Source organism: Paenibacillus sp. 01L418, from assembly GCF_056400045.1.
On sequence record NZ_JBFTSN010000163.1, the window covers coordinates 1 to 12739 of the forward strand.

Sequence of the window (12739 nt, forward strand, 5' to 3'; positions counted from 1 at the left end):
TAACGATACAGCGTAAAAGAACCTTTCTCCATATCGCCAATAATTTCACCCTTTGTGCCCATCATTTGAACACGGCGTGTACCGCTTTGCGTCAATCCTGACATAATGAACGATGCATTCGCTCCATTCTCGAATTGCATATTCACAACCTGATGGTCAACGACATTGTTATCGCAGCGGTATACACAACGTCCAAACGGTCCTTCCTTCAGCGCTTTCAGAATACCCTCTTGTGACAAATCATTCGTCATATATCTCGCCCAAGCGTGATCCGGCGCCTGCATATACATCTTTATCGCTGAGAAAGCACATTCCTTCTCGACAGCGCAGCCATCAATGCAGCGTTCCGCTGAACCATCCGGAGCATTCTCCGATCTAAAATGCAGTAAAGAGCCGTACGAGCTAACGCTTGTACAAGGCTGATCCATAAGCCAGGAGATGATATCCAGATCGTGGCACGATTTGGCCAAAATCATTGGACTAGTCTCCTCTGAATTCCGCCAATTGCCGCGCACATAACTATGCGTCATATGCTGATAACCGACATTCTCCGTTAATTGAATCGTACCCACCGTGCCAAGCTCGCCGTCCTCGATACATTTTTTAATCCCAGACCAAAATGGTGAATACCGAAGCACATGCGTAACAACAAGCAGCCTTTTATGCCGCAGTGATGCCTGCTCAAGCTGAATGCATTCCGTAAGTGAAGGCGACATCGGCTTCTCAAGCAGAACGTGATAACCGAGTTCCATGGCCTTCATCGCCGGAATATAATGCATCCGATCGAGTGTACAGATGATCATGACATCTGCTATACGCCCTTGCTCAAATACTTTTTCCCAGCTGTCATACACATGCTCTTGGTCGATTTGATGGATTTCTGCAAACCGATTTCTGCGTTCTTCATTTGGTTCAGCTACAGCAACCATTTTTAATTCATTCGGAAATTTCTCCGCATACGGCCCATAAATGTATCTCCCTCTGCTGCCTGCGCCTAGTAATACGGCTGTTAATGTTCTCAAAATTTCTCCTCCTCTTGTGCGCTTTCTATACCTCAATTGTAAGGGGAGCGTTCAGGAGGAGACAGAGATCGTTGTTTACAATCCATATACTATTGTTGACCTTGTATTTGCGACTGGCACCTTGCCATGCGGAAATCCTGCGGTGTCGTCTCGTTCTGCTTCTTGAAAAACCGAATAAAGGCAAGCGCGGAATTGTACCCGAGCGCAGCCGCAATTTCATTAACTTTCATGGATGTGTTCAGAAGCAAGTCTTTGGCAACCAAATTCCGATAGTCGTTCACGTATTTCGATAAGCCTATGCCCGTTATTTGCTTATAAAGTCTGGACAAATAAGAAGGATTTAAGCTTACGTAATCCGCTAAAGCGGTTAAGGAAATATCGGTAGACAAATTCTCTTCGATATAGCGATGTACTTTATTCACAACCTCAGTCGGCAATTGCGAGCCGCGCAGCGTATTCCATTCAAAAAAACAGTCCGCCATTTGCCTATAATACTGAATCAATTCCGTCCATGAGGTAGAGTCCCCATAGCGGTATAACTTCTCCAAGTCGAGCTGCGTATTCATGTAATCCCGAATGTCCCGGTTTTTGTGTATATAGTAAAGAAACACTGCCGAGAGGGAATGATACATTTCTATTTTGCGCTCATTAGGCGTTCCTGGGACATTCCAAATTGCAGTAAGCTCCATATACAATTTATTGAACTGCTCCCGATTGTTATTTTCCAGACAGCTCATCAGCAATTGAACCCGAGCATGGTAAAAGCTATCATGAATGCTGCCGGCTTTATCGTCTGTCTCTTGATTCTGAATGTCTTTATCGGTCATAATGACCTCATTAAACAATCCATGCCCTTGCACCAAACCATATTTGTTCGCATGAAAACGATCCGATAGATCATTCCATTCCGTCACTTCGCTGCCAAGGAGAAAAGAAACGGTCGTTCCCAGCAGCCTCTTGCATGTACCTTGAATCGTTTCCAATATGCCGCTCGTATAGCGATAGGCTCTAACAAAATCCAAATTGCTGGAACTGGTATCAGCAGATAACTCATCACAGCTTTTCGGTTGAATCAGCCAGACGATCTTTGACAGCTCAAATACAACGGAATAGCTTCTTACCTGTGCAGACAAATATTCGTCGCCAATATTTTGCAGCGCATAGGTTAATAATGCTTTATCCGGCGCAGTGAACATTTCCTTCCATACATCGATTCTGGCAATGAGTACATAAACCGGCAGGGCAGCATCGAGCGGAATATTTAATTCATTGAAGGCCTGCTTTAACTGATTCTCCGCTGCATGCTTACCCTGCAGAAGCCCCCATATATACTCTTTTTGCAGTGAGGGCAATGCCAGTCTCATACTGGTTTGCGCTCTCGTAATCATCTGTACTTGATCCTGTTCCTCTTCTATTTTCTCGATGGCTCGTTCGACAGACTGGATGATTTTCTCGTCGCTTTCTATTTTTAGAATATAATCAAAACCACCGTAAGTAATGGCGTTTCTTGCATATTGAAAATCGTTATATCCCGTTAGAAAAATAACTTTGCAGGCAGGCCACTGTGCCTTTATTTCCTGCAACAGCTCGATTCCTTCAATTCCCGGCATTTTAATGTCGGATACGACGATATCCATGCGATGCTGGGATAATACCTCCAATGCTTCTTCCCCTGAATAAGCTTTCATCACTTCGAGCTGCAAATGCTCTGTCTGCTCGAACAGCTCTACTAAACCATCAACAATAATGGGCAGGTCATCTACAATGAGCAGTCTGTACATGTTGTTTCCTCCTCTAGCTTGCACTCAGTTTGATTGTGACCATCAATCCGCCTAAATCAGATCGTGACAGCGCAATGCCGTACTTCTCTCCGTAACGCAGTTGAATTCTACGATGCACATTAATAATTCCTGTTGTTTCCTCGATATGATTTGTTGAATGCCGCAGCTTCTTCTGAAGCTGTTCAATCTCTTTATCCGTAATGCTCTGGCCATTATCTTCCACATAAATCGTGAATTCATTTTCCGTTTGGTCACTGTGTACCTTCAATTCGCCGCGCAGTACCATATTGCCTAAAGCATGCTTATAGGCATTCTCAATAATAGGCTGCAAAATCAGCCTTGGTACGTGAATAGCTGGGACATCTCCTGCAAAAGAAACCTGTATCCGTTCCCCGTAACAGATCGATTGCATGTCAACATAAGTACGCGAATGCTCTACCTCAAGCTCGAGAGGGATCTCATCCTCATCATCGCGAGTAATAAACTGAAAGTATTGCCCAATGTATAAACAAAATTGATAGGCCTTCTCCTTCTGACTGTCCAATTTAATTAATCGGCACAGAACAAAAAAACAGTTATATAAAAAATGAGGATTAATTTGCGATTGCAGTCGTTTCAGCTCCGAGCGCTGATTCCGAATTTGCTGCTCGTAATTTTCCTTAATTAACGTATTGAGCGATCGTACCGTGTCATTAAAGGCTTTGTACAAATATCCGAATTCATCTCCTCCACGGTCAATCACAATCGGCTCCAGCCTATTCTGCTGAACACGGCGAAAGGCTTGCACCAGCTTCATAAGAGGCCGGTAAATAAAGCGCAATAGGAAATAGGTGAAAAATAAGACGATACCTACCGAAAGAGCACAAGCCCATAAAAATAATGTTCTGTACATTTGCAATGATCCAAGAACCTTCTCTTCGGGAATACAGGTAATCGAATAGGAATTCCAAAGCGTAGAATATTTATATACTGTAAGAAAGCGCTTACCATTGTAGATAACCGTTTCGTAACCTTCATTAGACTTTGATTCCTGCTTTTTAACAGCCAAAGCTTTCATTTGCCCCAGTAAAGCCGGGTCTACCCCGCTTTCAATTTCCCAGCCGCGTTCCAAATTAAGCAGCACGCTGTGTCCGTCTCGCGTCCCGCCAATTTGCGATAACGTGTCCTTTATTTTGCTCGTTGAGAGCTCAACCCCTACAATATACAACGGATTTTTAACTGAAATAATAGGATATTGCATCGTTATAAACAATCGGTTTTCCCAATAAATGAACGGCTCTTCATACAATTTCACATTAGCCTGCATCGCGGTATACTCCGATTCATTCAAAGAGGTCTCAAAATCATTACTCAGAATCGTGCGCTTGATTAATGGAATATACGCCTTTGCTTCTTTAATAAACGGACTTGAATTTTTCATAAGCTCAAGCCTTCGCTGGATATCCAATATTTTGCGCGAACGCTCATATGAGCTCATGTCATTGCCCGTTGTAGCAATTTCCATCAAATCTTTGTCCATTACATAGTTCGGCAAATAACGGCTAATTCGATCCGCTTCCTTGTCGAGAGAGTCCATATAAAACCTAGTCGTATTCAGTATCGATTCTGAGATCTCGCTGCGAATATTTTCCGAGCCCTTCTCTATAATCATCCAAGTAATGGCCATCAGCGGCAGCAAGGCCGCCAAAAAGGCAGCCATAATTTTTTTGAATATGGAGGAATCATGCAAAAAGAATAGGTTTTTCATCATTTTTACTCCTGCTAGTAGTAGTAGACCATTCCGGCACTATTCTTTTACGCTCCCCATTACGATTCCTTTGATGAAAAACCTCTGTAAAAAAGGATACACAATCAGAATCGGAAATGCTGCGACAAAAATTTGTGCCGCTCGGCTTGTGCGATCAGACAGCTTGAGCATTAATTCGGCATTCTCCGCTTTAATAAAGCGGAAATCCATCTTGATAATGACCGTCTGCAGAAACGTCTGAAGCGGATAATTCTCAGTATGATTCATATACAGCATGCCGTCAAACCAACTATTCCAATGCCCCACCATCGTAAGAAGTCCCGTCGTTGCCAAAGCTGGTAACGATAGCGGTACATATATTTTCCATAAGGTAGTGAAATGACCTGCACCATCTATACGCGAGGATTCCTCTAGTTCTTTAGGCAAATTACGATAGAAGTTAAGCAATAAAATAACATTAAACACCGGAATAGCCGTTGGCAAGACGAGTGCCCACATCGTATCGATTAAACCTAGCGATTTTACAGTCAAATAAGAAGGAATCAGACCGCCGCTGAACAAAATCGTAAACACGAATAACCAAGCATATAAGGTTCTAAGCCGAAATTGACGGGGATCTTTGGATAATGGATAAGCGGTTATAATCATCAAAACCATACTAATGGAGGTTCCTAGAACAACGCGCTGAATCGATACCCAGAATGCACGCAAATATTCCGGTTTTCCAAATACATTATCATAAGCCGCAGTGGTGAATTCAACCGGCCATAAAATAACTTTCCCAGCAGCCGCGGCAGCTCCAGAGCTGAATGAGATCGCCAAAATATGAATGATAGGCATGAGGCATAAGAAGGATGTCAGCATGAGAAAAGTAAAGTTGCACGCTACAAATAGTCGTCTGCTAAATGATCGGTTTGTAATCACGTAATGTCTCCCTTCTGAATTACGAACGCATCGTTAGAAAATGCGGTAATTCGCTACACGATAAGCTAACAGATAAGAAAGAGAAATGAATATAAAAGAGACGATAGATTTCAATAAGCCTACTGCCGTGGCGAAACCGAATTGCGCTTGCTGCACACCCATTCGATAGACAAAGGTGTCAATAATATCTGCGCTTTCATAGACAGGCGGACTATACAAATTAAAGATTTGTTCGAAGCCAGCGTTGAGTACATTCCCGATATTAAGCGTAAACATAAGCACGATAATCGGCATCATTCCAGGCAGTGTGACATGAAAGGTCTGTTTGATACGCCCTGCACCGTCAATTTCGGCTGCTTCATAAAGTGAAGGATTGATGCCCGTCAGCGCAGCCAAGTACACAATTGTACCAAATCCAAACTCCTTCCATACATCCGAGGCGACCATAACATATGGAAACCAATCATTGCTCCCTAAGAAAAAAATAGGCTTTATCCCAAACAAGCCTAATATTTGATTGAAAATGCCTGAGGATGGAGAAAAAACATCAACGATAATTCCGCTCAGCAGTACCCATGATAAAAAATGAGGCAAGTAAACGAGCGTCTGAAACGTCCGTTTTATCCATTCTCTCCGCAGCTCATTAAGCAATATCGCAATCGTGATCGGTACAATGAGACCTACTATGATTTTCATCACGGCTATATAGACCGTATTAAAGAAAATACGCCCGATATCAGGATAATCAATTAATAGCTGAAAGTTTTTCAGTCCAATGAAAGGGGACCCGAATAACCCTTTGTTTGGTACATATTTCTGAAAAGCCATAATGATACCGACCATCGGGACATAGCTAAATATCAAAACCAAAACGATTCCCGGAAGCAGCATCAGATGAAGAGGCCATTCCCTCTTCCACATCCGTGTTAGTACATTCAAGCCATTCACCTCGTTGTTTAAGGTTAATAAAAAGAGGGATTGCTTCAACCAATCCCTCTACTCATTCGTTTTGCAATTATTTCAGAGCAGCGTAAAACTCGTTTACTTCTTTTGTAATTTCATCGCCGCCAAGCTTTTTCCATTCCACGACGAATTTATCGAATTCATCCACCGATACTTGATTCATGATGATTTTGAAGAAAACTTCATCCCGCTTCTTGAGCAAAATTTCTTGTCGGTCTACCATAGTTGGAGTTGGCGCGCCGTAAAATTTATTTTGCAAATATTGCTTATTCTTCTGGATTTCCGGTACATGAGAGAACGCGCCGCCTGGGCCTGAGATCAAATACTCCCACCACATGCTCGTATCGCCGTCAACATACTTCATTGCCCGCTCATACCGCGTTTTATGATCCTTCGTTACCAAAATGCTAGTGTCTTTATTGGCAATCGCTTTTGGCAGTATTTCGCCGTTGTTATCCAGTTGTTTACCTACGCGCAGCGGACTAAGCAGCCAGTAGTTGTTGCCCTTCTCTTTCAAGTCTTTACCGAATTCGTATACCTTTTGCTCATCAGTTGGATGATTGTCGACGGCAATCCACTGGTTCAGCAGCCTAATAACGCCTTCTGGATGCTTCGCCTTCTTGGAGATGACATAATATTCATCAACACCCAGCCCGATTTGGGATAATGCAGGGCTGCTGTCTACCGTTGGAATCGGGAATGCTCCCCACTCCTGAACCACTTTTCCGTCCTTCACAGCACCTTTCACAAGCTGAGCTGGTGTCCAAGATGCGCCATAAACCATACCAATGCTATTGTTGTAAACGAGTTCTGCCGCTTTCTCCACATCTTTTACAGCGAACTCAGGATCAATCAGCCCTTTTTTGAACATATCCTGCAGTGCAGCAAGCGCATCCTTTACTTGCGGCTGAATGTCGCTATTGACCAAGCCGCCTTTGCCATCTTCGATCCAAATATTTTCATAGGCATGATAGCCATTGAGGAATGCACGTAGTCCCGTTACTCCTGTATCCATACTGAATGGATTTTTACTTACGGCAAGCCCGTATGATGTGCCTGTGCCGCCTGGATCTTTGGCTTTGAAAGCTTCAGCAATCGCCATGAAATCTGCCATCGTCTTCGGCTCAGGCAAATTCAGCTCCTTCAGCCAGTCTGTACGCACATACAAAAACTGATATTGGTACGGATTGTATGAGCTCGGAATACCCATCAGCTTGTTGTCAAACATCGCTGTTTTCATCTGCATGCCTCCATCCATCGTCAAAAACTTTTTCGTTTCCTCTGTGGCATTCTCGTCATACACTTTGGTCAAATCCATAATCATATCCGCTTCAGTCAGCTCTTTCAATTGCGTTGCATTAACTAAGAGAAAATCGGGAAGATCATCGGATGCGATCGTAATCTTTACCTTTTCCTTGAATTGGCTCGTATCAGCTACCCACTTGTTCGTAATCTTGACGCCAATGTCTTTCTCATAGGCATCGTATACGGAATTTTTCTCGAAACTCTCGCCCTCATCAAACTTTAAATATTGATCGCTTGGCGAAACCGTCGATACTTCAATCACTTCATTTCCTTTTTCAACGGGCGTGTTAGTCGATTTTTCCGGTTCATTCGTGTTTTTGCCACACCCAGCAACGGCCAAGCTAAGAACCAATGCGATACTCAAGAGCGCCTTCCTTTTCTTCTTCATACTACCCCTCCACATGGTCTTCATAATAATAATGCGGCTGCTTTTATGCAGCTTTCCTTCTTAGTTCTAGTATAGAAAGGTGAGCAATGTTGATCCATATACTAGTCTTTACTTTCGTATACACCTCTTGACTCGGGTGAGCTCCTGCCTGTACCAAGCGATGAAATGCTGAAGATCTAAAGGACAATAAAAAGAGTTGCGCTCCAAATAAAACCGTGATACTATTCTAATCATACAATTCCACTAGGAATAATATGGAAAACGACCGGACAGCCGGAGAAATCGCTTTATGCGATAGCTCCGGCTGTTTTTATATTCTCATGCAACTTCAACATCTGCCAAATAAAAAGTTATTTTACGAAGGAGGGCGTACACGATGACGATTAGACGGAGCGATTCAGCTGAAGGCAGCTCGTTCCCTGGCAGAACCTATGCTGAAGCGGTACTTGCGCCTGCCTATGACCAAGCCAAGAAGGAGCTTCTGCTTCCAATGATCTCCGTGCATAAAGCGCATCTCATCATGCTGCTTGAGCAAGGGCTGCTTAGCAAGGAAGAAGGCCATAAAATCGCCAAATCATTATTTTCACTTGATTTGGAGCAGTTAAACAGCGGTACCTATACCGGCCAATTTGAGGATTTGTTTTTTGAAGTGGAACACCAGCTGCTTAAATTATCGGATGAAGCCTCCGGCAGCCTTCATCTGGCTCGAAGCCGCAATGACATGGGTATTGCCATATACCGAATCACTTTACGAGAAAAACTGCTTAGAACGATCTCGTCTGCCCTGCAGCTGCACACTGAACTGCTCGCTTTCGCCCAGAAACATACGGAAACGATCTTTATCGCTCATACGCATACCCAGCAAGCACAGCCGACGACAATCGCCCACTACATTGCAGCGGTAACAGACTCGCTCGCAAGGGATATACGCAGATTGCAGGCGGCCTACGCAAATTGTAATTTAAGCAGCATGGGAGCTGCCGCTCTGACAACGTCGGGTTTTGCCATTAGCCGGGAACGCGTTGCCGAGCTGCTTGCTTTTGACGGATTAATTGAAAACTCTTATGACGCTGTAAGCGGAGCAGATTATGTCGGTGAAATCGCCGCAGGAATCACGCTCGCAGCGATTAATCTTGGACGGTTTACGCAGGAGCTGCTGCTGTGGTGCACACAGGAATTTGGAGTCGTTCAAATAGCCGCCCCATACGTCCAAATCAGTTCCATTATGCCGCAAAAAAGAAATCCAGTTTCCGTTGAGCATATCCGTTCACTCTTATCCAGCATTACAGGCAATGCTCAGACCGTCCTTACGATGATTCACAATACGCCTTTTGGCGATATTGTGGATACCGAAGACGATATGCAGCCCTATGCTTGGCGCAGCCTAGAGACGCTTGAAGTTGTGTATCGATTGTTGTCCAAGGTCATCTCTACCTTGCAGCTAAACGAGGATGTTCTGAGGCAGCGCACTGCTGCAAGCTTCGCTACTGTTACCGAGCTTGCTGATACGATCGTCAGAGATGAAGGATTATCTTTTCATAAAGCACATTCAATCGTAAGCAAGCTCGTCACGCATGCCGTTCAGCATGGCAATAAGATAACTGACTTGAACCTTCAAGCATTAAACGAAGCTGCGATCCAAACCATTGGCTTCCCGCTTGGGCTAACTGAGGAGCAATTAAAGCAAGCGTTGGAGCCTGCGCATTTTGTAAATATACGCAGTCTGCGGGGCGGTCCTAGCCCCGCCGAGATGAACCGGGCGCTTACCGTTCAGCAAGATAGGTTATCTGAGCTGGCGCTATGGCTGGAGGAACGAGAATCTCGATTGGCAGCTGGTGCTGCAGAGATTGATTTGATTTTGACCGATTGGATCATCAAGGAATTATGAATGGAGTGAAGCTATGTTTCGCAGCCAATTTAAAGTATTTGATGTGCATGGACATCTTCCTTACCGATTAGTGCTAGGAAATAACAAACGACATGAATCCGTTGCTCGCTATGGTGCAGAGAGAAGCGAGCGAATGCGGCTCACTTGGGATTTTCCAGATGCAACGATTGCAGACAACGATACTGAAAATGAAAACACGCCGTTAATTGACCGATGGGTGAAGGAGCTTGATAAGTACGGGATCGGAGGACTCAACTTCCTCACCGCGCTTGATAATGACAATTTGGCCGATCATCTAGCCAGTCATCCTGATCGTTTTACCGGCTTTGCCCATCACGCCATCGAGGATGCTGGCGCAGAGGAAGAACTTCGAAGGGCAGTTAATGAGTTAGGGCTTAAAGGTTATAAGCTGTTCGGCCCGCTGACTTCCATCCCTTTTGATGATCCGTCACTCACGCCCGTATGGACCTTTCTCGCAGAGAAGAAGCTTCCTGTGTTGATCCACTTCGGTTTACTCGGCCATGCGGGAGGAATTGCTCATCATCCGAATATAAGTCCTCTAGCAATTTTCAACACGGCAAGAGAATTTCCGGACATTCCGTTCATCATTCCTCACTTTGGCGCAGGTTATTTCCAAGAGCTGCTTCATCTGTGCTGGAGCTGCCCGAATGTATATGTCGATACTTCCGGCTCCAATCAATGGATGCGCTGGATGCCCTATGAGCTCACCTTGGAATTCGCGCTTCGCAAAACCTATGAGCTGATCGGGCCTGAACGTATTATTTTTGGTACGGATGCCAGCGGGTTTCCTCGAGGTTACCCGTATCGTTATCTGCAGGATCAAGTTCGCGCCTGCCGCGAGCTGCGATTCGGAGAGGACGATATCGAGAACATATTCGGCAATAACGCTAGGCGCCTGCTCGGTCTTGAGCTGCCGCCAAACACGATTACCAAGAAATCCGACATCGCAAGCCAAGCTTAAGCACCGTTTTTTTATAAAAAAAGGAGTGGATACCATTGAAGAAAAAAAGCTCAGTTTCTATCGTTACAGGATCACTTATCATCGCACTTGCTCTAGCAGGCTGCGGCAGCAGCAATCAAGCAAACAGCACAGAACAAAATAAAGCAACGGAAAAACCAACCGATAAGGCAACAGACAAAGAAACAGATAAAAAAGTGACGATTGAATATTGGCAATATGAATTTCCAGCCAAGGTTGAATTGATCAACGAACTCATAAAAGAATTCCAAACCTTACATCCGAATATTACCGTAAAACAAACCAACTTCCCTTATGATCAATACAATCAGAAGGTTGCTACGCTGGTGCCAGCCGGCAAAGGCCCAGATGTTATTAACCTCTACTATGGCTGGCTGCCGAAATACGTCTCATCCGGTTACTTGCAGCCGCTGCCTGAGGATCATTTTCCAACTGCGGAAATTGAAAGCAACTTTTACCCATTAGTCAGCGCCGCAAAAATTAATGGCTCCTATTACGCTATTCCTACTGCCGTACGCACACTCGCCTTGTTCTACAATAAGGATTTATTGTCCAAAGCCAATATTACTGAGCTTCCTACAACATGGGAGCAGCTGGTAGACGTATCCAAGAAACTGACAGAAACAGATGCCAAAGGGCAATTTGTCACTGAAGGTTTCGCATGGGAGCCTGGCGCGCAGCTGCATCACTGGTATCGAGACGGTCTACTGCATCAAGCAGGCGGTCAAGACTTAAGCGATGATCGTCGCAAAATATTATGGGCAGAAACACCTGCAGGTTTGGAGTCATTTCAATATTTAATCGATTTTGCCGTGAAGCATAAGGTTGGGATTAACGGATTTTATGAGAATGACAGCAATGCCTTTATGACCGGTCATGCAGCTATTAATATCGACGGTTCCTTCCGGCTTGGCTCCATTAAGAAGGACTTTCCAGATTTAAACTATGGCGTTGCACCTCTTCCATCCTACAAAACCAAATCAGCCCCGTCCTCCTTCTGGGCGAACGCCATTCCCAAAAATGTTGAAGGCGACAAGCTGAAGGCTGCTTCTGAATTTTTGGAATTTCTAACGAGCAAAGAGGTTCAGGAGAAATGGGTGGAGCAAATCGGAGAGCTTCCAGCACAAAAAGCAGTTGCGACGCAGGATAAATACGTAAACGATGAGAAGCTAGGGCCATTTATTTCCCAATTGGACGATAGCCGCGCGCATTTCTTCATCGACGAAACCCAAGAAAAAACATTGTTTGTTGATGCGACAAATGAAGTGCTGCTCAATAAAGTTCCGGTCGAGAAGGCCTTCCAAGACCTTGTAGCCAAAACGCAAAAGCTCTATGACGATTATTGGGCTGCTGCAGACAAAAAGTAATAATAAGGGCGCTCGGCCTAGAGCGAGCGCCTTTCTTTTGATGAAATGGAGGTGAGTTCCATTATGATTGCACATGCCTTAAAGCTAACCGTACGCAAAAGCCGAGAACTGTTTCTCACCCGTTTGTCCTACCGCACGCAGCGTTATTTGTTTATTTATATTACGCTCGGAATTCCTCTGCTTTATTTCCTCAGCACGCGGTTGCTCCCCATCTTGTATGCCTTCAATGTGAGCGTTCGTGAATGGGATTTATTGTCCCCGAGCAAACCTTATGTTGGACTGGCGAATTTCAAGACGCTGTTCACAGATGAAATCTTCCTCAAGTCGATCGCCAATACGTTCAAATTTGTTGTT

At 44.5% G+C, this 12739-nt stretch carries 9 protein-coding genes and 1 pseudogene; 4 read left to right on the top strand and 6 right to left on the bottom strand.

Annotated features, from left to right (window positions below; translation table 11 throughout):
• The 6 genes from AC1DSE_RS19010 to AC1DSE_RS19035 form a co-directional block, all read right to left on the bottom strand.
• The coding region (locus AC1DSE_RS19010) for a Gfo/Idh/MocA family protein (protein WP_477528031.1) at positions 1-1022 on the bottom strand (1022 nt) is incomplete at its 3' end.
• Positions 1023-1111: 89 nt separating this feature from the next.
• The gene (locus AC1DSE_RS19015; protein WP_477512518.1) at positions 1112-2803 is read right to left on the bottom strand and encodes a response regulator transcription factor; all 1692 of its coding nucleotides are present in this window, start codon (positions 2801-2803) and stop codon (positions 1112-1114) included.
• Positions 2804-2816: 13 nt separating this feature from the next.
• Entirely contained in the window at positions 2817-4550 is a 1734-nt protein-coding gene (locus AC1DSE_RS19020) for a sensor histidine kinase (RefSeq protein ID WP_477512527.1), read from the bottom strand.
• Between the two features lie 39 nt (positions 4551-4589).
• On the bottom strand, positions 4590-5414 hold the full coding sequence (locus tag AC1DSE_RS19025) for a carbohydrate ABC transporter permease (protein ID WP_372239007.1): 825 nt from the start codon (positions 5412-5414) through the stop codon (positions 4590-4592).
• 93 nt (positions 5415-5507) lie between these two features.
• Entirely contained in the window at positions 5508-6395 is an 888-nt protein-coding gene (locus AC1DSE_RS19030; RefSeq protein ID WP_477512526.1) for an ABC transporter permease, read from the bottom strand.
• A 94-nt stretch (positions 6396-6489) separates the two neighbouring features.
• On the bottom strand, positions 6490-8130 hold the full coding sequence (locus AC1DSE_RS19035) for an extracellular solute-binding protein (RefSeq protein WP_339204686.1): 1641 nt from the start codon (positions 8128-8130) through the stop codon (positions 6490-6492).
• A 376-nt stretch (positions 8131-8506) separates the two neighbouring features.
• Here AC1DSE_RS19035 and argH point away from each other — a divergent pair, with 376 nt between their 5' ends.
• From argH to AC1DSE_RS19055, 4 genes and pseudogenes are all read left to right on the top strand, one after another.
• Entirely contained in the window at positions 8507-10018 is a 1512-nt protein-coding gene (gene argH, locus AC1DSE_RS19040; RefSeq protein WP_477512517.1) for an argininosuccinate lyase, read from the top strand.
• Between the two features lie 13 nt (positions 10019-10031).
• On the top strand, positions 10032-11000 hold the full coding sequence (locus AC1DSE_RS19045; protein ID WP_477512516.1) for an amidohydrolase family protein: 969 nt from the start codon (positions 10032-10034) through the stop codon (positions 10998-11000).
• Between the two features lie 35 nt (positions 11001-11035).
• A complete protein-coding gene (locus AC1DSE_RS19050) occupies positions 11036-12385 on the top strand; it encodes an extracellular solute-binding protein (RefSeq protein WP_477512515.1) in 1350 nt (449 codons plus the stop codon).
• Positions 12386-12448: 63 nt separating this feature from the next.
• Positions 12449-12739: pseudogene (locus tag AC1DSE_RS19055) on the top strand (sugar ABC transporter permease); the annotation flags it as partial.

Excerpts from the sequence above, each read along its gene's own strand:
- AC1DSE_RS19015 (WP_477512518.1), bottom strand. The coding sequence starts at position 2,803 with ATGTACAGACTGCTCATTGTAGATGACCTGCCCATTATTGTTGATGGT.
- AC1DSE_RS19020 (WP_477512527.1), bottom strand. The coding sequence starts at position 4,550 with ATGAAAAACCTATTCTTTTTGCATGATTCCTCCATATTCAAAAAAATT.
- AC1DSE_RS19025 (WP_372239007.1), bottom strand. The coding sequence starts at position 5,414 with ATGCTGACATCCTTCTTATGCCTCATGCCTATCATTCATATTTTGGCG.
- AC1DSE_RS19030 (WP_477512526.1), bottom strand. The coding sequence starts at position 6,395 with ATGTGGAAGAGGGAATGGCCTCTTCATCTGATGCTGCTTCCGGGAATC.
- AC1DSE_RS19035 (WP_339204686.1), bottom strand. The coding sequence starts at position 8,130 with ATGAAGAAGAAAAGGAAGGCGCTCTTGAGTATCGCATTGGTTCTTAGC.
- argH (WP_477512517.1), top strand. The coding sequence starts at position 8,507 with ATGACGATTAGACGGAGCGATTCAGCTGAAGGCAGCTCGTTCCCTGGC.
- AC1DSE_RS19045 (WP_477512516.1), top strand. The coding sequence starts at position 10,032 with ATGTTTCGCAGCCAATTTAAAGTATTTGATGTGCATGGACATCTTCCT.